This is a genomic window from Agrococcus pavilionensis RW1 (assembly GCF_000400485.1).
GTDB lineage: Bacteria > Actinomycetota > Actinomycetes > Actinomycetales > Microbacteriaceae > Agrococcus > Agrococcus pavilionensis.
In genome coordinates this window covers 1-20082 of record NZ_ASHR01000037.1, presented here as the reverse complement: position 1 = coordinate 20082, position 20082 = coordinate 1, and the positions used below count along the sequence as shown (strand labels likewise).

General features: G+C 73.7%; 20 protein-coding genes and 1 tRNA gene. 5 read left to right on the top strand and 16 right to left on the bottom strand.

Going from position 1 to position 20082, the window contains the following annotated elements:
- Positions 1-9 precede the first annotated feature (9 nt).
- The gene (locus tag L332_RS27695; protein ID WP_021011610.1) at positions 10-1230 is read left to right on the top strand and encodes a trans-sulfuration enzyme family protein; all 1221 of its coding nucleotides are present in this window, start codon (positions 10-12) and stop codon (positions 1228-1230) included.
- Here L332_RS27695 and L332_RS29635 read toward each other — a convergent pair.
- Positions 1184-3169, bottom strand: coding sequence for a sensor histidine kinase (locus tag L332_RS29635; protein ID WP_144061109.1), 1986 nt, complete (start codon positions 3167-3169; stop codon positions 1184-1186). The genes L332_RS27695 and L332_RS29635 overlap by 47 nt on opposite strands.
- Positions 3170-3246: 77 nt before the next feature.
- On the opposite strand from L332_RS29635, the gene L332_RS27690 reads away from it, so the two are divergent.
- Positions 3247-4383 carry a PQQ-dependent sugar dehydrogenase gene (locus tag L332_RS27690; RefSeq protein WP_021011608.1) on the top strand — a complete coding sequence of 379 codons (1137 nt, stop codon included), beginning with the start codon at positions 3247-3249 and terminating at the stop codon, positions 4381-4383.
- Positions 4384-4393: 10 nt separating this feature from the next.
- Here L332_RS27690 and L332_RS27685 read toward each other — a convergent pair whose 3' ends face one another.
- Positions 4394-4879, bottom strand: a complete 486-nt coding sequence (locus tag L332_RS27685) for a nitroreductase/quinone reductase family protein (RefSeq protein ID WP_021011607.1) — start codon at positions 4877-4879, stop codon at positions 4394-4396.
- Positions 4880-4971: 92 nt separating this feature from the next.
- Positions 4972-6192, bottom strand: coding sequence for a cysteine desulfurase-like protein (locus tag L332_RS27680; protein ID WP_021011606.1), 1221 nt, complete (start codon positions 6190-6192; stop codon positions 4972-4974).
- A gap of 61 nt (positions 6193-6253) precedes the next feature.
- Between L332_RS27680 and L332_RS27675 the strand changes: the two genes are divergently transcribed.
- Both L332_RS27675 and L332_RS27670 read left to right on the top strand, forming a co-directional pair.
- Positions 6254-6688, top strand: coding sequence for a DUF3054 domain-containing protein (locus L332_RS27675; protein ID WP_021065127.1), 435 nt, complete (start codon positions 6254-6256; stop codon positions 6686-6688).
- A complete protein-coding gene (locus L332_RS27670; protein ID WP_021065126.1) occupies positions 6685-6942 on the top strand; it encodes a glutaredoxin family protein in 258 nt (85 codons plus the stop codon). Before L332_RS27675 ends, L332_RS27670 begins: the two co-directional genes overlap by 4 nt.
- Positions 6943-6958: 16 nt before the next feature.
- On the opposite strand, the gene L332_RS27665 is transcribed toward L332_RS27670, so the two are convergent.
- Positions 6959-9505: an MMPL family transporter gene (locus L332_RS27665; RefSeq protein ID WP_041204166.1), complete on the bottom strand. Its 2547-nt coding sequence runs from the start codon at positions 9503-9505 to the stop codon at positions 6959-6961.
- Positions 9506-9615: 110 nt separating this feature from the next.
- On the opposite strand from L332_RS27665, the gene L332_RS27660 reads away from it, so the two are divergent.
- Complete coding sequence (locus L332_RS27660) at positions 9616-10191, top strand: TetR/AcrR family transcriptional regulator (protein ID WP_021011605.1); 576 nt, start codon at positions 9616-9618, stop codon at positions 10189-10191.
- A 3-nt stretch (positions 10192-10194) separates the two neighbouring features.
- Here the strand turns inward: L332_RS27660 and L332_RS27655 are convergent, their stop codons facing one another.
- From L332_RS27655 to L332_RS27600, 12 genes are all read right to left on the bottom strand, one after another.
- Positions 10195-10992 (bottom strand): NAD-dependent epimerase/dehydratase family protein, encoded by a 798-nt coding sequence (locus tag L332_RS27655; RefSeq protein WP_021011604.1) that lies wholly within the window; start codon positions 10990-10992, stop codon positions 10195-10197.
- Between the two features lie 62 nt (positions 10993-11054).
- Positions 11055-12029 (bottom strand): zinc-binding dehydrogenase, encoded by a 975-nt coding sequence (locus tag L332_RS27650; RefSeq protein ID WP_021011603.1) that lies wholly within the window; start codon positions 12027-12029, stop codon positions 11055-11057.
- A 56-nt stretch (positions 12030-12085) separates the two neighbouring features.
- A complete protein-coding gene (locus tag L332_RS27645) occupies positions 12086-12541 on the bottom strand; it encodes a DoxX family protein (RefSeq protein WP_021011602.1) in 456 nt (151 codons plus the stop codon).
- A 1-nt stretch (position 12542) separates the two neighbouring features.
- A complete protein-coding gene (locus tag L332_RS27640; protein WP_021011601.1) occupies positions 12543-12965 on the bottom strand; it encodes an organic hydroperoxide resistance protein in 423 nt (140 codons plus the stop codon).
- Positions 12966-13029: 64 nt separating this feature from the next.
- Positions 13030-13506, bottom strand: coding sequence for a MarR family winged helix-turn-helix transcriptional regulator (locus L332_RS27635; RefSeq protein ID WP_021011600.1), 477 nt, complete (start codon positions 13504-13506; stop codon positions 13030-13032).
- A gap of 89 nt (positions 13507-13595) precedes the next feature.
- Positions 13596-14426 carry an aldo/keto reductase gene (locus L332_RS27630; RefSeq protein ID WP_021011599.1) on the bottom strand — a complete coding sequence of 277 codons (831 nt, stop codon included), beginning with the start codon at positions 14424-14426 and terminating at the stop codon, positions 13596-13598.
- A 41-nt stretch (positions 14427-14467) separates the two neighbouring features.
- A complete protein-coding gene (locus L332_RS27625) occupies positions 14468-14956 on the bottom strand; it encodes a hypothetical protein (protein WP_021011598.1) in 489 nt (162 codons plus the stop codon).
- 353 nt (positions 14957-15309) lie between these two features.
- Positions 15310-15383: transfer RNA gene (locus L332_RS27620), tRNA-Pro, on the bottom strand.
- 133 nt (positions 15384-15516) lie between these two features.
- A complete protein-coding gene (locus tag L332_RS27615; RefSeq protein ID WP_021011597.1) occupies positions 15517-17010 on the bottom strand; it encodes a S10 family peptidase in 1494 nt (497 codons plus the stop codon).
- A gap of 28 nt (positions 17011-17038) precedes the next feature.
- Complete coding sequence (locus tag L332_RS27610; protein ID WP_021011596.1) at positions 17039-17539, bottom strand: FBP domain-containing protein; 501 nt, start codon at positions 17537-17539, stop codon at positions 17039-17041.
- Positions 17540-17630: 91 nt separating this feature from the next.
- Complete coding sequence (locus L332_RS27605) at positions 17631-19073, bottom strand: glyceraldehyde-3-phosphate dehydrogenase (RefSeq protein ID WP_021011595.1); 1443 nt, start codon at positions 19071-19073, stop codon at positions 17631-17633.
- A gap of 107 nt (positions 19074-19180) precedes the next feature.
- A complete protein-coding gene (locus L332_RS27600) occupies positions 19181-19978 on the bottom strand; it encodes a siderophore-interacting protein (RefSeq protein ID WP_021011594.1) in 798 nt (265 codons plus the stop codon).
- Between the last annotated feature and the right edge of the window lie 104 nt (positions 19979-20082).

The following is a 20082-nucleotide window of genomic DNA, read 5'->3' as shown; positions in this document are numbered from 1 at the left end:
ATCGGATGCATGACGACGAGCAATGACGCTCGCCTCCGACCCGATTCGCTCGCGGTGCATGCCGGCCGCGACGATCTGCGGTCGCTCGGCGTGCACGCGATCCCCATCGACCTCTCCTCGACCAACCCGCTCCCCGACGTCCTCACGGGCGGCGACGCCTACGAGCGGCTCGCGACCGGCGGCGACGTCGGCGACGGCTCGGCCGTCTACCAGCGGCTCTGGAACCCGACGGTCGCTCGCTTCGAGGAGGCGCTCGCGCAGCTCGAGGGCGCCGAGCGCGCCGTCGCCTTCGCCTCCGGCATGGCGGCGGTGACCGCCGTGCTCATGGCCGCGCGCGAGCGGCGCGGCAGCCACGTCGTGGCGCTCCGCCCCCTCTACGGCGGCACCGACCACCTGCTCGCGACGGGACTGCTCGGCACCGAGACGACCTTCGTCGACTCGGTCGAGGCCGTCGAGCGCGCGTGCCGCCCCGACACGGGCCTCGTGATCGTCGAGACGCCCGCGAACCCGACGCTCGAGCTCGTCGACCTCTCGGCACTCGTCGCCGCCGCGGGCGCCGCGCCCGTGCTCGTCGACAACACCTTCGCGACGCCCGTGCTGCAGCGCCCGCTCGCACACGGCGCCGCCCTCTCGCTGCACTCGGCGACGAAGTACATCGGCGGCCACGGCGACGTCGTCGGGGGCGTCGTCGCGTGCGACGCCGAGTGGGCCCAGGCCCTCCGGCCCGTCCGCGCCATCACGGGCGCCCTCGCGCATCCGCTCGCCGCGTACCTCATGCACCGCGGGCTCCAGACGCTGCCGCTGCGCGTGCGCGCCCAGCAGGCGGGCGCCGAGGTCGTCGCGCGCGCCCTCGAGGCGATGGACGGCGTGCTCGAGGTGCGCTACCCGGGGCTCGACGGATGCGACCCGGCCGGCCTCGTGGGCCCGGGCCGGCAGATGGCGGGGCCGGGCTCGATGATCGCGGTCGACGTCGGCTCGTCCGAGCGCGCCGCCGCGCTCGCGGAGTCGGTCGTGCTGTTCACGCACGCGGTCTCGCTCGGCAGCGTCGACTCCCTCATCCAGCACCCCGCGTCGCTCACGCACCGACCGGTCGCCGCGGAGGCGAAGCCGCACGCCGGGGTGCTGCGCCTGTCGATCGGGCTCGAGGACCCGGCCGACCTCATCGACGACCTCGAGCGCGCGCTCAGCCGCTCGGCGTCGGCACGGCCGGTAGCCGCAGCTCGGCGCTGAGCCCGCCTTCGTCGCCGCGGCGCAGCTCGATCGAGCCGCCGTTGCGACGGGCGAGCTCGGCGACGATCGCGAGGCCGAGCCCGGTGCCGGGCACGTTGTCGCGCACGGCGCCCGGTGCTCGGTAGAACCGGTCGAACGCGTGCGCGAGCTCGTCGTCGCTCATGCCGGGCCCCGTGTCGGCGACGCGGATGCGCACCGCGTCGCCGTCGCGGGCGGCCGCGAGCCGCACGGTGCCGCCCGCGGGCGTGAACTTGATGGCGTTCGTCAGCAGATTCGACACCGCGCGGCCCGCGTCGCTGCGGGAGCCGAGCGCGACGCTGCCGTCGGCGTCGACGAGCACCTCGACCGCCTTGCGCTCCGCGATCGGCGCGAGGCTCGCGGCCGCGTCGTCGAGCAGCGCTCGGCAGTCGATGCGCTCGGGCTCCTTCGGTCGCGGCGTCGAGGTCGCGCCGCCGCTGAGGGTCAGCAGGTCCTCGACGAGCTCGGAGAGCCGCTCGGCGTTCCGCTCGATGACGCTGACCCACTTCCGCTCCGAGGCACCGAGCCCGCTCGACTCGGCGAGCAGCTCCGCGTAGCCGACGACGCTCGTGATGGGCGTGCGCAGCTCGTGGCTCGTGGTGGCGAGGAAGTCGTCGCGCTGCCGCTCGAGCTCCGCGCGGATCGAGCGCGCCGCCTCGCGCTCGACCGCCGCCTCGACCTCGACCTGGCGCGCCCGCAGCACCTCGGTCACGTCGAGCAGCTGCACCGCGACGCGGTCGTCCCCGCCGTGGATCGGGTTCGCCTCGACCGTGAGCGTGCGCCCGGCGGCGGTCGTCGCGGTCGCCGTGCGACCCGAGCGCAGCGCCGCGGCCGCCGCCGAGGCGATCGGCCCCGACCAGTCGTCGCCGTCGAGCTCCGCGTCGAGCATGGCCCTCGCCGCGGGGTTCGCCCACACGAGCCGGGCGGCGTCGCGGCCCGGGCGCCACAGCACGAGGCCGAGGCGCGACTCGACGACGCTGCCGGTCAGCAGCCGCGCCGACGCGTCGAGCCGGCGCCAGACGGCGCGCAGCTCGTACTGCGCGGCCGAGATGACGAGCGCGAAGCCCGCGATCGTCAGCAGGTAGACCTCGAGCACCGCCGCCTGCTCGGTGACGTCGAGGGCGGCCGACGCGAAGGGTCCACGACCCGCGAGCGTGAGCACGAGCATCGCGAGCGACGCGAGGAGCGACTGCACGAGCACGACGCGGATGGGGAAGCGGAACGCCGCCCACGCGAGCACCGGGTAGGGCGCGAACGAGAGCGGCAGGCTCGAGTCGAGCTGGAAGACGAGCGCGAGCACGAGCACGAGCACGAGCGACTGCGCGAGCATCTCGACGGTGTTCGCGCGCACGCGCACGCGCGGCGGCAGCGCGGCGAAGGGCGCGATCATCGCGACCGCCGCCGCGTGCGACGCCGCCACGAGCACGATCGTCGGCCAGAAGGCGCCCCGCTCGAGCACGGTGACCGAGACCGCTGCGATGAGGCCCGCCGCGAGGGAGCCGGCGCTGATGGCGATCGCGAACCGCAGGCCGGCGCGCAGCGATGAGAGCTGGAAGTGCTCGCGCCCCCAGCCGAGCAGCGCCACGACGACCGCGACCTCGGCGGCGTTGGCCGCCCCGAAGCCGAGCGCCTGCAGGATCGTGCGTCCGCCCGCGAGGTTCGCCACCGTGGTCGCGACGAGCACGAGCACGAGCACCATCCAGATGCGGCGCGGCGGCTGCAGGAGCGCGAAGGCGACCGAGAGCCCGGCCGCCGGCCACCAGACGGCGACCGTCGTGCCCGCGGGCGCGAACAGCACGCCCGCTGCCGCGGCGAGGAAGATGAGCACCCCGGCGGCGATCCACGCGGGCCACGGCAGCCTCGGCCGCGCATCGACGTCGGCGCTCGCGTCGAGCGCGAAGCCTGCCGCAGGCGTGCTCATGATCGCCACCGTATATCCCGCCCGCGCGTATGCTGAGCGCACCCCGGGAGGGAGGCGAGCATGGCCGGAGCCGCAGCATGAGCCCCCGCCGTCGCCGCCGTGTCGCCGCGCCGCCCGTCGCGCTCGCGCTCGTCCTCGCGCTCGCCGCGTGCGGGCCCGGGGAGCCGACCGCTGAGCGGCCCGCCGCGAGCACCGACCCGGCCCCGAGCGGCTCGCCCGGCTCACCCGACGCATCCGCCTCGCCCTCCCCGCGCACCGGCACGCTCGAGTCACCGGAGACGCTCGCGACCGAGCTCGAGAGCCCGTGGTCCATCGCGCTCCTGCCCGGTGGCGGCGCGCTCGTGAGCGAGCGCGACACGGCTCGCGTCGTCGAGGTGCTGCCGGGCGGCGGCACCGCTGCGGTCGCCGCCATCGACGGCGTCGTGCCGCGCGGCGAGGGCGGGCTGCTCGGCATCGCCGTGCGCGACGGGCGCCTCTACTGGTACGCGACGAGGGCCGACGGCAACGCGATCCTGCGCGCGTCGCTCGAGGGCTCCCCCGGCGAGCGGACGCTCGGCGAGCCCGAGGAGCTGCTCGCCGGCATCCCCGCGGCCGGCAACCACAACGGCGGTCGCATCGCGTTCGGGCCCGACGGGATGCTCTACGCCACGACGGGCGACGCGGGCGTGCCGGCGCGATCGCAGGATCCCGCGAGCCTCGCGGGGAAGATCCTCAGGCTCGAGCCCGACGGCTCGGTGCCGGCCGACAACCCCACCCCGGGCTCGCCGGTCTACACGCTCGGCCACCGCAACCCGCAGGGGCTCGCGTGGAGCGACGACGGCACGCTGCTCGCGACCGAGTTCGGCCAGGACACGTGGGACGAGCTCAACGTCATCGAGGCGGGAGCGAACTACGGTTGGCCGCTCGTCGAGGGCGCGGCGGGCGATCGGCGCTTCGTCGACCCCGTGCAGCAGTGGCCGCCGGCGGAGGCGAGCCCGAGCGGGATCGCCGTCGCGGGCGAGGCGCTCTGGATCGCGAACCTGCGCGGGCAGTCGCTGCGCCGCGTGCCGCTCGACGACCTCGCGAGCTCGAGCGTGCACTGGCAGGGCGAGCACGGGCGGTTGCGCGACGTCGCGGCCGCGCCGGACGGCTCGGTCTGGGCGCTCACCGGCAGCACCGACGGCCGCGGCCGGCCCTCGGAGGGCGACGACCGCATCCTCGCCTTCGAGCCCTAGCGCCGGGACGTCAGCGGTCGCGCGGCTCGAGCACGATCACGGGCGTCGCGCGCCGGCGCGCCGCCTCGTACTCCGCCATCGCCGGGCCCTCGTGGAAGGCGTCGAAGCCCGCGAGCAGCCGCTCGCGCTCGACGCCGGTCGCCTCGCGCGCCCGCACGAGCCGCAGCCCGTCGGGCAGGTCGACGGATGCGTCGGGCTGCGCACGCAGGTTGTGGAGCCAGGCCGGGTGCGCGTCGGCCCAGCCGTTCATCGCCATCGTCACGAGCCGGTCGCCCTCCTCGTAGTAGGAGACGATCGCGATGCGGGGCTCGCCCGAGCGGCGGCCGATCGTGTGCAGGCGCAGCATGCCGAACCTCCCCGGCCTCGGCCGCGCGAGGCCGAAGCGCCCGCCCGTGGCGCGGTAGAGCGCGCGGTGCACGACCCACGCGGAGCGCACGAACCAGCGCGGCGGCAGCTTCGGCGCGGGCGCGGGCGCGGTGCTGGCGGTGTCGGTCACGGGCGCTCCTTCACTTCGGGCCCGCATCCGGGCCGCGCTCAGCGTAGGCACGCGCGCGGCGCGAGGGCCAGAGGGCTATCCCCCGCCGCCCGTCACGCGAGCGCGGCGTCGAGCCCCTCGAGCAGCCGGTCGACGTCGGCGTCGTGGTTGTAGGGCGCGAGCCCCATCCGCAGGCCCGCCGCGACCCCGGTGCCGAGCGCGAGGAACGGCTCGTGCGCGTAGAAGGTGCCCGCGGGCGCGAGCACGTCGCGCCCGGCGAGCTCGCGGGCGACGGCGAACGGATCGCGGTCGCGGAAGGTGACGAAGAGCGTCGAGGTGCGGTCCTCGGCGACCGAGTGCAGTGTCAGCCGCCCGTCGTACGACCGCACGTGCGACTCGATGCGCTCGCGCAGGCGCCGCTCGTGGTGCTCGATGAGCGCGTTGGCCGCGAGGAGCCGCTCGCGCCGGTCGCCCTCGCGGCCGGCGATGCTGGCGATCACGTCGACGGCGGCGGTCGCGCCCGCCATGAGCTCGTAGGGCAGCGTGCCGAGCTCGAAGCGCTCGGGCACGGCGTTCGTCGAGGGCAGCAGCTTGTCGGGGTGCAGCGACTCGAGCAGCCCCGGCGAGGCGGCGAGCACGGCGCAGTGCGGGCCGAAGAACTTGTAGGGCGAGCAGACGAAGAGGTCGGCGCCGAGCGCGGCGACGTCGATCGCGTCGTGCGCGGCGAGGTGCACGCCGTCGACGTGCACGAGCGCGCCGACCTCGTGCGCGCGGGCCGCGATGCGAGGCAGGTCGGGCTTCGAGCCGATGAGGTTGGATGCGCCGGTCACGGCGACGAGGCGGGTGCGCTCGGTGACGACCTCGTCGAGCTCGTCGAGCCGCAGCTGCCCCGTGGCGGGGTCGAGCCGCAGCCACCGCACCGCCATGCCGACGCGCTCGGCGATCTGCAGCCACGGCCGCACGTTCGCGTCGTGGTCGAGCTGCGTGACGACGAGCTCGTCGCCGGCCGACCACTGCTTCGCGAGAGTGCGCGAGAAGTCGTAGGTGAGCTGCGTCGCGCTCCGCCCGTAGACGATGCCGCGCGGGTCGGCAGCGAGCAGGTCGGAGTAGGCGGCGCGGAAGGCTGCGACCGCCGCATCGGCGTTCCGCTCGCTCGCGACGCTCGAGCCGCGGTTCGAGAGCGGCCCCGTGAGGCTGCGCGCGATCGCCTCGCCGACCTCGGCGGGCGTCTGCGTGCCGCCCGGCCCGTCGAAGTGGGCGATGCCCGAGGCGAGCGACGGGAACCGCGCGCGCAGCGCGTCGACGTCGAGTGCGGTGGTGGCGGTCTGCTCCATGGAGCGAGCATGCCAGAGCCCGCGCGGCGCGATGCGGAGCGCCGCGGGCTAGCGTGGAGCGATGCCCTCCCGCCCTGCCCGTGCACCGCGACCTCGCGCATCCGCCGTCCTCGCGCTCGCGCTCGACGCCGCGCTCGTCGTCGCCTTCGCCGCGATCGGCCGCGCGAGCCACCACGACGGCGGCACCGGCGTGCTCGGCGAGGGCGGCATCGGGCTCGCGACGACGGCGTGGCCCTTCCTCGCGGCGCTCCTCGTCGGCTGGCTCGCGTCGGGGGCGTGGCGGCGGCCCGCCGCGCCGCTCCGCACCGGCGTGCCGGTGTGGCTCGTGACGGTCGTCGGCGGGATGCTGCTGCGCACGGTGAGCGGGCAGGGCACGGCCCTCCCGTTCGTCGTCGTCGCGACCCTCGCGCTGCTCGCGCTCCTGGTCGGCTGGCGCATCGTCGCGACGCTCGTGCGTGGCGGAAGCGAGCGCCGCCCGCGTACCGTGGGCTCATGACCGACACGACGACGATCCGGGTCTACGGCGCCGACTGGTGCCGAGACTGCCGGCGCACGAAGCAGCAGCTCGAGGGCCTCGAGGTCCCGTTCGACTACATCGACCTCGAGGAGGACGAGTCGGCGACGCGCGAGGCGCAGCGCATCTCGGGCCGCATGCAGATCCCGGTCGTCGTCTTCCCCGACGGCTCGCACCAGGTCGAGCCGACGAACGACGAGGTCGAGGCGAAGCTCAAGGAGCTCGCGTTCCTCTGAGCTCCGCCTCGCCGGGTCAGCGCTCCGCCGTCGCGTCCGCCGCGACCGCGTCGGTGCTGCCGGTGCTCGCCGCCGGGTGGCGCCGCTCGAGCGAGGCCCCCTCGACGTCGACGTTGGGGATGATGCGGTCGAGCCAGCGCGGCAGCCACCACGCGCCGCGGCCCACGAGGTGCATGATCGCGGGCACGAGCAGCATCCGCACGACGAAGGCGTCGAGCAGCACGCCGAGCGCGAGTCCGAAGCCCATCGCCTTGATGATGATCGAGTGTGAGGCGATGAAGCCCGCGAAGACGGCGATCATGATGAGCGCCGCGGCGATGACGACGCTGCGACCCGCCCGGAACCCGCGCGCGACCGCGAGTCGCGCATCCGCCCCGTGCACGTACGCCTCGCGCATGCCCGTCGTGAGGAAGAGCTGGTAGTCCATCGCGAGCCCGAAGAGGATGCCGGTGAGGATGACGGGCAGGAAGCTGAGGATGGGCCCAGGCTCCGAGACGCCGAACAGGCCGCCGAGCCAGCCCCACTGGAACACCGCGGTGACCGCGCCGAAGGTCGCGAAGAGCGAGAGCACGAATCCGCCGGTGGCGATGAGCGGCACGAGGAGCGAGCGGAACACCATCACCATGATGAGGAACGAGAGCCCGACGACGACCGCGAGGTAGGTCGGGAGCGCGTCGGCGAGGCCCTCGGAGATGTCGATGTTGCTCGCCGCCTGGCCGGCGACGCCGAGCGCCATGTCGCCCTCGATCGCGGGCCGCGCGCGCAGCTCGCGCACGAGCGCCTCGGTCGACTCGCTGTTGGGGCCCTCCGCGGGCACGACCTGGAAGACCGCGAGCCGTGCCCCCGCACCGGCGTCGTCGGAGACGGCGATCGGCGCGACTGCGACGACGTCGTCGCTCGTCGCGAGCTCGCTCGCGACCGCGAGCTGCCGCCGCTCGACCTCGACGTCGTCGAGGTCGCCGGGCATCGTCGCGGTGACGAGCAGCGGGCCGTTCTGACCCTCGCCGAACGCCTCCTCGGTGAGCGCGTACGCGCGGTAGGCGGTCGAGTCGGCGGGCTCGGAGGCGCCGTCGGGCAGGCCGAGGCGCATCGAGAGCGCGGGGATCGCGATCGTCGCGAGCACCGCGACGGCGAGCACGGCGCTGAGCACCGCGCGCGCGTGCGACATCGGGCGCACCGACCGCAGCGCATCCGCGCCGTCGCTCGCCGCCTCGGCCTTCGCGAGCGCGCGCCGGCTGAGGATGCGCCGGCCCGCGAGGCCCAGCAGGGCCGGCGTTGCCGAGATCGCGATGAGCACGGCGATCGCGACGCTCACGGCGCCCGCGACGCCCATGAGGCCGAGGAAGGGGATGCCGGTGATGCCGAGCGCGAGGAGCGCGACGATGACCGTGACGCCCGCGAAGACGACCGCGTTGCCCGCCGTGCCGTTCGCGAGCCCGATCGACTCGACGACGCCCATGCCGCGCAGCAGCTGCTTGCGGTGGCGGTAGACGATGAAGAGCGAGTAGTCGATGCCGACCGCGAGGCCGAGCATGACGCCGAGGATCGGCGTGACCGACGCCATCTGCACGACGCCCGAGAACGACAGCACGGCCATCGCGCCGATGGCGACGCCGAGCAGCGCCGTGACGATGGGCAGGGCGGCGGCGAGCAGCGAGCCGAGCACGACGACGAGCACGACCGCCGCGAGCGCCACGCCGATCGCCTCGCCGATGCCGAGGATCTCGGGCACGCCTTGCGCGATATCGGTCGAGAACGAGATCTCGAGCCCGTCGATCGGCTGCGAGGAGAAGTGCGCCATGGTGGCGTCCTTCGACTCCTGCGGCAGCTCGAGCCTGGTCTCGGTATACGAGACGGTGACGAGCGCCGTCGCGCCGTCCTCGGAGACGAGGCGGATGCCGTCGGCGAGCGAGAGGAGCTCCTCACCGCGCTCGAGCCGGGTGCGCTGCTCGTCGAGCTCGGCCTGCCCCTCGTCGAGCTGTGCGCGCTGCGCGTCGATGACGGTGCGCTGCGCGTCGAGCTGCGCCTCCTGGGCGTCGAGCTGGGCGGTCGGGAAGCCCGCGGCCTCGGCTTGGGCGCGCGCGGCGTCGAGCTGCGCCTGTCCCTCCTCGAGCGCCGCGGCACCCGCCTCGAGCTGCGCGCGGCCCGCGTCGAGCTGCTGCTGCCCCGCCTCGAGCTGCGCGCGGCCGTCCTCGAGCTGCTGCGCCTGGTCGGCGCGCTCGGCCTCGGTCGCGAAGGGGTCGTTGACGCCCGAGACGTCGGGCAGCGACTCGGCGCCCTCGATGAGCTCGGCGAGCTGCTCGCGCTGCTCGTCGGTGATCGCGCCGTCGGTCGCGTGCACGACGACCGTGCCGGTCGCGCCCGCGAAGTCGGGCAGCTCGCGCTCGAGCTCGGCGACGACCTCGCCCGACGCGGTGCCGGGGATGTCGAAGCTCGACGAGAGGCCCTTGAAGCCGACGAGGAAGCCGCCGACCGCGGCGGCGAGGATGACGATCCAGGCGATGAGGACGGTCCACGCGCGGCGCGCGGCGAACGTCCCGAGGCGATGCAGCAGCTCGGCCATGAGGCCCTTCCGATCCGCGCGCGAGCCGAGGCCGAGCGCTCCCGACGACGACAAGCGGGGACTAAGATAACACGCACCGTCTCGTCTTTCCTGTGGCTCCTGGAGGTGCCATGTCGCTCCCCCGCACCGGTCCCGTGCGCAGCGAGGCGGCGCGCCTCGCGATCCTCGAGGCGACCGCGGCGCTCTTCGCCGAGCGCGGCTACGAGCACCTGACGATCGAGGGCGTCGCGGCGCGCGCGGGCGTCGGCAAGCAGACCATCTATCGCTGGTGGCGATCGAAGGGCGCGCTCGTCGCGGAGTGCCTGCTCGAGGGGCTGCTGTTCGACGACCGGCTCGCGCTGCCCGACACCGGCGACGTGCGCGCCGACATGCAGGCGTGGCTCACGACCGTCTTCGCGGTGATCGACGCCGAGCCGGGACTCGTGCTCTCGCTCCTCGCCGCCGCCGCGGAGCATCCCGAGGTGGGCGCGCGGCTGCGCGACAGCCTGACCGGCTCCGCCTCGATCTCCGGTCGCCTCGACGCGGCGATCGGCTCCACGACGGCACTGCGGCCGGGCGTCGCGACCGAGCAGCTCGCCGAGGCCCTCATCGGGGCGGTCGTGCTGCGGGCGCTCAGCCGCAGCTCGTCGGACGCCGACGACGCGGCGCGGCTCGTCGACGCGATCCTCGGTGACGCCGCGGACTGACCGCTAGGAGCCCTCGGGCCACGAGTCGGGCACCGACTCACCCTCGGGCACGACGTCCTCGCCGCCGGGTGCCGCATCCGCCCACGAGTCCTTCGGCCGGTAGCCGAGGTCGAGCATGGTGTTCGTGAGGTCCCAGCGACGGTTCGGGTTGTCGGAGATCGCGTAGTAGGGCCCGAAGTCGACGGGCGCCTCGATCGCGCAGCGGAACACCTGCACGGCGTCGTCCTCGCTCAGCCACATCGCGTGGAGGATGTCGAGGTCGGCGCTCGCAGGGTCGTCGGTCATCCATCCGATGCGGAGCGCGATGAACGAGAGCCCGTGCTGATCGAAGTAGAAGCGGCCGAGCGTCTCGCCGAGCGCCTTCGAGACGCCGTAGAGCGAGTCGGGCCGCGGCAGGTGGTGGGGGTAGACGGGCCACTGCTCGAGCCGGTCGTACATGCCCATCGCGTGGTTGGAGGAGGCGAAGACGACGCGGCGCACCCCCGCGTCGACCGCCGCCTCGAGCACGTTGCGGGTGCCGACGATGTTGGCGCCCAGCACGTCGTCCCACGTCGACTCCGGGCTCGCGCTGCCCGCGAGGTGCACGACGGTGTCGATGCCGTCCATGAGCTCGAGCACCGCCTCGAAGTTGGTGAGATCCGCTTCGCGGAGCTCGCGCTCCTGCCGCGGGCTCCGCGGCGTGCGGCCGTGCATGACGACGTCGTAGTCGCCCTGCAGCCGCTCCGAGAGCACGAGGCCGATGCCGCCCGTCGCGCCCGTGATGAGGATGCGGCGCGGAGCGTCGCCCGTCGAGTCGTCCATGGTGCTCCTCCCCGCCCCGACACTATGCAGAGCGCCTGATCGTCTCGTGGGCGCGACCCGGGCTACGGCCGCAGCTGCACCTTGCCGACGCGGCCAGGCGTCAGGCTCGCGCGCACCGCCTCTCGCACGTCCTCGAAGGGATGCGTGCTCGAGACCGGGAGCGTGAGCGTGCCCTCGCCGATGCGCTCCGCGAGCTCGGCGAAGAGCCGCTCGCGAGTCTCAGGCGCCATGGTGCGCCCCACCGTGCTGCCCCAGAAGCCGCGCACGGTCGTGCCCTTGAAGATGAGGTCGCCCGAGGAGAGCTCGAGCGTCGGCGCGCCCATCGCCCCGAAGACGACGAGCGTGCCGCCCTCATCGAGCACCGAGAGCACGTCGCCGGCAGCCGGCCCGCCGACCGAGTCGACGCCCGCGACGATGCGCCCGTCGCCCGCGAGCTCCCGGACGCGCTCGCGCCAATGGTCCTCCGACGTCGAGACGGTGCCCTCGATGCCGGCCTCGCGCAGCTCGTCGACCGCCTCCCGGCGGCGCACGAGGCCGACGACGCGGATGCCGCGGGCGGGCGCGAGCTGGGCGACCATGCGGCCGACGGCGCCGTTCGCGGCGTTCTGCACGAGCACGTCGCCCTCGGCGAGGTCGAGGCTCTCGAGCAGGCTCACGGCGCTGAACGGCATCGCGACGAGCTGTGCGGCCGCGCTGTCGGGCAGGCCCTCCGGCACCGGCACGAGGCCGCGTGCGTCGGCGACGAACGACTCCGCCCAGACGCCGAACGCGCCGGCGACGACGCGATCGCCGATCGCGAGGCTCTCGACGCCCTCGCCGAGCGCCTCGACGACGCCGACGGCCTCGGTGCCGCTGCCCGCGGGCAGCTCGGGCGTGAAGCCGTAGGTGCCGCGCACGGTCCAGAGGTCGTGGTTGTGGATGGTCGCGAGCGTCGTGCGCACGCGCACCTGGCCGGGGCCGGGCTCGGGCGTGGGCCGCTCCTCGACGTGCAGCACGTCTTCGGGCTCGCCGAATCGGTCGTGGACGATGGCGCGCATGTGCGCTCCCTTCGGTTGGCGGTTCGGTGTGATGGATGCGCGGCACGGCCGCGCGGTCAGGAGCGGCGCTCGCGCCACCAGCGGCGCAGCTCGCGCCACGCGCCGGTCGACCACAGCGCGGCGATCACGAGCAGCGGCTGGAAGAGGAGCCGCGTGAAGCGAGCGGCGTCGGAGTCGAGCCCGAACGCATCCCGCCCCTCGACCCACTGCGCGATGTTGCCGGGGAACACGGCGATGAAGAACGCGGCGGCGGCGAGGCCGACGAGCGCGCGGTGGCGGCGCAGGAGCAGCAGCCCGAGGCTGAGCGCGATCTCGACGACGCCGGAGGCGACCACGACGAGGTCGGCGTCGAGCGGCAGCCAGGGCGGCACCTGCGCCTGGAACTCGGCGCGGGCGAAGCTGAGGTGGCCGATGCCGGCCAGCAGCAGCGAGGCTCCGAGCAGCACGCGCACGGCCCCGCGCGCGATCGCGCCGACTCGCGACGGCGCCTCGCTCGTGCTCGCGGCGGGCACGTCAGTCGTCCGAGACGGCGACGGTGACCTCGATGTTGCCGCGCGTCGCGTTCGAGTAGGGGCACACCTCGTGCGCGGCGTCGGCGAGCTCCTGCGCGAGCTGCGGCTCGACCTCGGGCAGCACGACCTCGAGGTGCACGCCGAGCCGGAACCCGCCGGAGCCGTCGGGCAGGATCTGCACACGGCTGCCGACGCTCGAGCCCTCGAGCTTCGCCTTCCGCGCTCGCGCGACCGATTGCAGCGCCGAGTGGAAGCACGCGGCGTAGCCGGCGGCGAAGAGCAGCTCGGGGTTGGCTCCGTCGCCCGAGCCGCCCATCTCCTTCGGCACGGCCATCGACAGGTCGAGCCGCCCGTCGGCGGTCGTGACGCGGCCGTCGCGACCGCCTCCGGTCGACAGGGCTTCTGCGGTGTAGAGCACGTCCATGGTGGTCCTCTCCTCGTCGTTCGGTCGGTCGGATGCGTCGGCACGGCGGCCGACGCAGGTTCGGTCAGTCGGTGGTGGCGGCCGCGGGGTCGTCGGCGACCGCGTGCATCGATGCCGCGACGCCGTGGAGCGTCGCGAGCAGGCGCTGCGCGTCCTCCGCATCGCCGAGGCCCATGCCGCGCGCGATCGCGGGCGGCACGTGGCCGAGCTCGTCCCGCAGCTCGATCGCGCGATCGGTGGGGTGCACCGTGACGACGCGCGCATCCGTGCCACCGCGCTCACGGCGCACGAGGCCGGCGGTCTCCATGCGCGCGAGCAGCGGCGAGAGCGTGCCGCTGTCGAGCTGCATGCGCTCGCCGAGCGCGCGCACGCTCTGCGGTCCTTCGACCCAGAGCGTCACGAGCACGAGGTACTGCGGGTACGTCAGACCCCACGGCTCGAGCAGCGCTCGGTAGGCCTGGCTCGTCGCTCGCGCGGCGGAGTAGAGCGCGAAGCACACCATCCGCTCGGTGACGCGCGTGCTCTGCTCGGTGGTCGACATGCTGCGAGCCTCGCAGGTGGATCGGTTGTGCACAACCGAACTCAGCGCCTTGCCAGGTGGCGATGGCCCGACTCGTAGGAGACGGCGCGCTACATCTCCTCGTAGCGCGCGGGGTCCTGATCGCCGAGCCGCCCGTCGGGCCGGCCGAGCGCCGTGATCGCCGCGACCTCGTCGTCGGCGAGCGCCACGTCGAGCGCGCCGAGGTTCTCGCGCTGCCGGTCGGGCGACGTCGCCTTCGGCAGCGGCACGGCGCCGCGGGCGATCGACCACGCGAGCAGCACCTGTGCGGGCGTCGCGCCGTGCGCCTCGGCGATCTCGACGACCTCGCCGCGCTCGAGCAGGTCGTTGCCGCGCCCGAGGGGGCTCCACGCCTGCGTGATGATGCCGTGCTCGCGGTCGTAGGCGAGCTGCTCCTCCTGCGGGAAGTACGGGTGGAGCTCGACCTGGTTGACCTCGGGCACGACGCCCGTCTCCGCCCGCAGGCGCTCGAGGTGCTCGGGCAGGAAGTTGCACACGCCGATCGCGCCCACGAGCCCGCGCTCCTTCGCCTCGATGAGCGCGCCCCACGCATCCACGTACTTCCCCCGGCCCGGGTTCGGCCAGTGGATCAGGTAGAGGTCGAGCCGCTCGAGGCCCGTGCGCGCGACGCTCTCCTCGATCGTCACGCGCGCCGCGTCGCGGTCGTGGTGGCGGCCGGGGAGCTTCGACGTGACGACGAGCTCGTCGCGACGGCCGGACGCGCGCACGGCGGCGCCGACGGAGCCCTCGTTCTCGTAGTTGAAGGCGGAGTCGAGCAGCGTGTAGCCCTGCTCGATCGCGCTGCCGATCGCGTCGGTGCCCGCGCGCCCCTTGAGCTTGTAGGTGCCGAAGCCGAGCACCGGCAGGGTCAGCCCGCTGTGGGCGGTCGTGGTCGGGATCACGGATGCGCTCCTCTCGGCGGGCCGGACGGCGCCCGTCGGCGTCACCCTACGCCGCGCGCCCAGACCTCGGCCGAGAGCGAGGAGACGGCCGCGTCGTGCGTGCGCTGCCAGTTGCGGCCGCCGCGGGCGAAGGTCGCGCGCACGGCGGGCGGCACGTCGGCTTCGGCGACCGGCGCGCCGAGCCACTCGCATGGCCGCACGTGCACGAGGTCGACCGCCGACGCATCCGGGCTCGGGTCGTAGCGCCACGGCCCCGCGAGCCGCCCGAGCCACGAGAGGCCGTCGTCGTCGCGGGTCCAGACGAACGCGCCGTCGGGCGCGTCGGCGAAGCGCTCGATGCGGGCGGCGAGCCGCTCGTCGTGCTGCTCGGCCGCGAGCGCCGCCGCCTCGACGATGGTGCGGGGGCTCGGGGCGAGCGCGCCGCCCATGCCGACGACGCCCTCGGCGAGCGCCCGCTCCACAGCGGCACCCACAGTGACGGCGGGCAGCCGCGAGCGCATCGGGGCGCGGTACACGGGCGGATCGAGCACGGCGCGCTCCCCCGATGTTGCGGTCAGCGGTCCTGCGGCCGATGATCCGCCGTGTCCGGTTCCGATCGGAGGACGTCAGCGATCTCCTCCTCGGGGCGCGGAGGGACGGCTTGATCTGCCTCGAGCTCGGGGATGCTGTGCTCATCAGCGCCGGGGATGTGGTGCGGCGCCGGGTGCTCTGCTGCGGGATGCACGATCGACCCTTCCGTCGGAGACGACCACAGCGTATGCGAACCGCCTGTGCGGGCGCTTGCGGCTGGTGCTGGGCGCACCAACGCATCGGGCTCGGCATCGACCCACCGGCCTCGCGGGACGAAGAAGCCCCGGTGAGCAGTGCTCACCGGGGCTTGCTGTCGGGCTGACAGGATTTGAACCTGCGACCCCTTGACCCCCAGTCAAGTGCGCTACCAAGCTGCGCCACAGCCCGTCGCTCTCGCGATCGAGTCGCCCGGAGGCAACCAAGACAGACTACCGCATGCGGGAGGGGTCGCTTCCCCCTTCGACACGCTCTGCGCCTTCAGCGCGGAGCGGCTCAGGGAGCGGGTCGATCGCAGAGCGGCTCAGGAAGCGGAGCGGTCGGCGCGGCGGCGCACGAAGTCGGCGAGGTCGGCCGCCTGCGCGAGCCGCGAGGGCTCGTGCACGTACATCATGTGGCCGGCCTCGTAGTAGCGGTGCTCGAGGTTGTCGCGCAGCGCCGCAGGGATCTGCAGGTGCGCCACCGAGTCCTCCGCCGCCGAGAACGGCGTCGCGCCGTCGAACCAGCCGTACGCGAAGTGCACCGCGAGGTGCGGGTTCTGCCGCATCGCGCGCGAGAGCCGGTCGATGACGTAGACGGGCGCGTTCTCGAACTCCTTGTAGCTCCAGTGCTCGATGACGTCCTTGCCGAACACGTGGTACGGTCCGGTGTCGCGCACGCCGAGCTCGTGGTGGAGGTAGTGCTGGTACGCGGCGGCGTACGGCCCAAGGATCGCATCCATCGACGGGTCGGCGTCCATGTGCTCGGCGATGCCGCTCGCTGCCGGCCCGGTGAAGCGCGAGTCGAGGCGGCCGACGGTGAGCCCGCGGTCGCGCAGCAGCTCGCCGAAGTAGCGCCAGTGCTCGATGCGCAGGTCGGCGCGGTCGACGTAGGTCTCGCTCAAGCCGGTGAGGCGCGCGACGCGAGCCACCGCATCCGCCCGCTCCTCCGCCGTCAATCGCGCGCCTCGACCCAGCACGTACGGGTAGTCGCGCGCGGCGTAATCCTGCGCCTCGGCGACGACCTCCTCGAGCGAGCGGCCCTCGTGGAACCCGTGCTGCCACGCGGTCGCGGCGTAGAAGGGCAGGTACATCGCGTGCGCCCGGTCGCCGCCGCGCTCGAAGTTGGCGGTCGAGAAGTCGAGCACGCTCGAGATGAGCAGCAGCCCGTTGAGGTACATGCCCAGCTCGCCCTGCAGGTGCTGCGCGAGGCCCGCGGCGCGCGTCGTGCCGTACGACTCCCCCGCGAGGAACTTCGGGCTCAGCCAGCGCCCCTCGGCCGTCACCCACTGGCGGATGATCTCGGCGACCGACTCGATGTCGGCGGTGAAGCCGTGGAAGTCCTTCGCCTTCTCGCCCTCGGCGGGCCGCGAGCGGCCGGTCGAGACCGGGTCGATGAAGACGAGGTCCGAGACGCGCAGGAGCGACTCGGGGTTGTCGGCGATGCCGTAGGGCGGCGCAGCGAGCGAGCCGGCGTCGCCCATCACGACGCGGCGCGGGCCGAGCACGCCCATGTGCAGCCACACGCTCGCCGATCCCGGACCGCCGTTGAACGCGAAGGTGACCGGTCGCTGCGTCGGGTCGGCGCCGTCGAGCGTGTACGCCGTGATCGCGACCTGCGCGCGGGCGCGGCGGCCGCGGAAGACGTCGTCCTCGGTCTTCTCCTGCCACAGCACCACGCGGCCCGATCGCGCTGTGTAGGAGAGCTCACCCTCGTCGGTCGCGAGGGTGTGGCGGGTGGTGATGAGCTCGTCGTCGAGCTGGGTGATGCCGGTGTCGGGGGCGGGCTTGGAGTCGTCGCTGCGCTGCGTGTCGTTCACGCGCCGACGCTATCGAACCGCGGGGCGCTCAGCCGCCGCGCGCCTCGCGCGTCGCGCGCTCGACGCGGGCGGTGAAGCGCTCGAGCCGCTCGAGCAGCGCGGCGCCGCGCGCAGCGATGCGCGCGGGGCTCGTCAGGTGCGGCGGGCCGCTGCGGATGATGTGCGAGCACGCGAGGTCCTCGCACAGGTACGTGCCGATCGAGCTGCCGGTGTCGCCGTCGAGGCTCGCGAGCCGCGCGCTGAACATCCGCACCTGCGTCGCGGGTTGCGTCGAGTGGCACATCGAGCACATCGCGGCGATGCCGGGGCGCAGGCCGCCGGGCGCCGCGCGCACGACGACGCCGACGAGCTCGTCGCCGCGCCAGTGGACGATGTAGCCGATCCGGCTCGAGCGCTCGCCGCGCCAGCCGAGGTACTCCCGCTCGTCCCAGATGGTCTCGTGCAGCCCCGGCATGGGCAGCTGCTCGAGCTCGCGCCGCGTCGCGTTCACGAAGCACGCGCGGAGCTGCTCCTCGGTCACCTCGCGCATGCCGACGACGCTATCGGATGCGCGCTGGACGTCGAGGGGTTTGCCCCCGTCGGGCCTCCACCCAGGAGAGTCCCGACGGGGGCAAGTCGTGTCAGGCCGGGGCGAGCTGCCGGGCCTTGGCCATCTGGTCGGCCATGTGCTCGATGACGCGGATGACCTGCGACGAGTAGCCGAACTCGTTGTCGTACCAGACGTAGAGCACGAGGTGCTTGCCGCTCGCGATGGTCGCGAGCCCGTCGACGATGCCGGCGCGGTTGTTGCCGACGAAGTCGGAGGAGACGACCTCGGCCGAGTCGGTGAAGTCAATCTGCGCGCGCAGCTCGCCGGTGAGCGAGGTGCGGCGCAGGAGCTCATTGACGGCGTCGCGCTCGACGGCCTGCTCGAGCGAGAGGTTGAGGATCGCCATCGACACGTTGGGCGTCGGCACGCGGATCGCGTTGCCGGTCAGCTTCCCCTCGAGCTCGGGCAGCGCCTTCGAGACGGCCTTCGCGGCACCGGTCTCGGTCAGCACCATGTTGAGCGCCGCCGAGCGGCCGCGGCGGGCGCCCTTGTGGAAGTTGTCGATGAGGTTCTGGTCGTTCGTGTACGAGTGCACCGTCTCGACGTGGCCGTGCTCGATGCCGTACGCGTCGTTGATGACCTTCAGCACCGGCGTGATGGCGTTCGTCGTGCAGGATGCGGCGGTGACGATGCGGTCGTCGGCGCCGATGGTCTCGTGGTTGACGCCGAAGACGACGTTCTTGAGCGGGCTCTTGCCCGGCGCGGTGAGCACGACGCGGTCGACGCCGGGACACTCGAGGTGTTGCGCGAGGCCGGCCTCGTCGCGCCACTTACCGGTGTTGTCGACCACGATCGCGTGCTCGATGCCGTGCTGCGTGTAGTCGACGCTCGACGGGTCGTCGGAGTAGATGACCTGGATGAGCGTGCCGTTCGCGAGGATCGTGTTGGCCTCGCGGTCGATCTCGATCGTGCCCTGGAAGGCGCCGTGCACCGAGTCGCGGCGCAGCAGGCTCGCGCGCTTCTCGAGGTCGTTCTCGCCGCCGCGGCGCACGACGATCGCGCGCAGGCGCAGGCCGAGGCCGCGGCCCGCGTGGCCGATGAGGATGCGCGCGAGCAGGCGGCCGATGCGGCCGAAGCCGTAGAGCACGACGTCGGTCGGCTGGTCCTGCTCCCACGACGGCAGCTCGGCGACGCGCTCGCGCGCCCAGTCCTCGAGGCCGCTCTCGGGCGCGTCGCCCAGCAGCAGGCCCAGGTCGAGCGAGACGCCGCGGATGCCGAGCTCGTCGACGAGGCGCAGCACGGCCATCGAGTCCTCGATGCTCAGCACCCGCTCGCCCACGCGGCGCGCCCACTTGTGCGCCTTCAGGATCTCGATCGGCGACTGGTTCACGAGCTGCTTGCCGTGCACGTGCGTGACGACGTCGCGCTCGCGGTAGAGCCGGCCGATGATGGGGACGGCGGACTCGGCGAGAGCGACGCGGTCGAGCCACGCCTGGTGGGCGCTGTCGACGGCGGGAACGGTTGCGGATGCCACGGCTTACACGTTAGGCAAGCGGACGCGTCACCACCGTCGGAACCGACGGTCAGGATGGCCGCAACGTCACCATGGCGAAAGTTCGGGCGAACTTTCCACCGCTCGGATCAGGAGACGTAGGCCTTCCCGAGCTTCCAGTAGCCGGTGAACGTGATGCGGCGCTTGTCGATGCCGCGGTCGCGCACCAGGTGCCGGCGGGCGCCGGTGGCGAGCTGCTGCTCCCCCGCCGCGTAGGCGTAGCCGAACTCCTCGGGCATGCGCATGCCGCGCAGCTCCTCGAGCGCGGCCTGGCCCTCGCGGAGGCTCCCGCGCTCGACCCAGCGGATGTCGACGCCGGCCGGGCGGCGGAACTCCTGGATGTCGTCGCGGTGGCCGATCTCGAGCACGACGGTGCCGCGCGCGTCGTCCTCGAGCGAGCCGCAGACGCCCGCGACGGCCGGCAGCACCGACTCGTCGCCGACCATGAGGATCTCGCCCTCGAGGCCGTCGTCGTTGTAGAGCAGGCCCTCGTCGAGCAGCACCGCGCGCTCGCCGCGCTCGGCGGCCATCGCCCACGCCGCGCCCGGGCCCGGGTCCTCGTGGCAGACGATGTCGATGTCGAGCTCGCCGGCGTCGAGCCGGAAGTCGCGCACGGTGTAGTTGCGGATCCAGGGGCGGTGCTGCTCGCGCATCGCGAGGTACTGCGGGAACCACGTCGAGGGGCTCTTCGGCACCCGCAGCGCCTCCTGCCCCTCGCGGCGCATGAAGAAGCGGAACCACTGGTCGAAGCCCTGCGGCGTCATCGCCGAGACCTCGTCGCCGCCGAGGGTCACGCGACGGATGTGCGGCGACACCTGCTGGTTGTCGAGCACCTCGAGCTCGATGAACCTGGGTGCGACCGCGGCGACGCGCTCGGGTCCCGCCATGCGAAGCCTCCTGGGTATCGGCGCCTCAAGTGAGGCAAGCCTTACCAATGTAGCAAGCGAGCGAGCCGGAGCGCGAGGTGCCTCACTGAGAAGTGAGCGCGAGG

Bases quoted from the DNA above. Each gene is read 5' to 3' on its own strand.
- L332_RS27695 (WP_021011610.1), top strand. From the start codon at position 10: ATGACGACGAGCAATGACGCTCGCCTCCGACCCGATTCGCTCGCGGTG.
- L332_RS29635 (WP_144061109.1), bottom strand. From the start codon at position 3,169: ATGAGCACGCCTGCGGCAGGCTTCGCGCTCGACGCGAGCGCCGACGTC.
- L332_RS27690 (WP_021011608.1), top strand. From the start codon at position 3,247: ATGAGCCCCCGCCGTCGCCGCCGTGTCGCCGCGCCGCCCGTCGCGCTC.
- L332_RS27680 (WP_021011606.1), bottom strand. From the start codon at position 6,192: ATGGAGCAGACCGCCACCACCGCACTCGACGTCGACGCGCTGCGCGCG.
- L332_RS27675 (WP_021065127.1), top strand. From the start codon at position 6,254: ATGCCCTCCCGCCCTGCCCGTGCACCGCGACCTCGCGCATCCGCCGTC.
- L332_RS27670 (WP_021065126.1), top strand. From the start codon at position 6,685: ATGACCGACACGACGACGATCCGGGTCTACGGCGCCGACTGGTGCCGA.
- L332_RS27665 (WP_041204166.1), bottom strand. From the start codon at position 9,505: ATGGCCGAGCTGCTGCATCGCCTCGGGACGTTCGCCGCGCGCCGCGCG.
- L332_RS27660 (WP_021011605.1), top strand. From the start codon at position 9,616: ATGTCGCTCCCCCGCACCGGTCCCGTGCGCAGCGAGGCGGCGCGCCTC.
- L332_RS27655 (WP_021011604.1), bottom strand. From the start codon at position 10,992: ATGGACGACTCGACGGGCGACGCTCCGCGCCGCATCCTCATCACGGGC.
- L332_RS27650 (WP_021011603.1), bottom strand. From the start codon at position 12,029: ATGCGCGCCATCGTCCACGACCGATTCGGCGAGCCCGAAGACGTGCTG.
- L332_RS27640 (WP_021011601.1), bottom strand. From the start codon at position 12,965: ATGGACGTGCTCTACACCGCAGAAGCCCTGTCGACCGGAGGCGGTCGC.
- L332_RS27635 (WP_021011600.1), bottom strand. From the start codon at position 13,506: ATGTCGACCACCGAGCAGAGCACGCGCGTCACCGAGCGGATGGTGTGC.
- L332_RS27610 (WP_021011596.1), bottom strand. From the start codon at position 17,539: ATGCGCGAGGTGACCGAGGAGCAGCTCCGCGCGTGCTTCGTGAACGCG.
- L332_RS27600 (WP_021011594.1), bottom strand. From the start codon at position 19,978: ATGGCGGGACCCGAGCGCGTCGCCGCGGTCGCACCCAGGTTCATCGAG.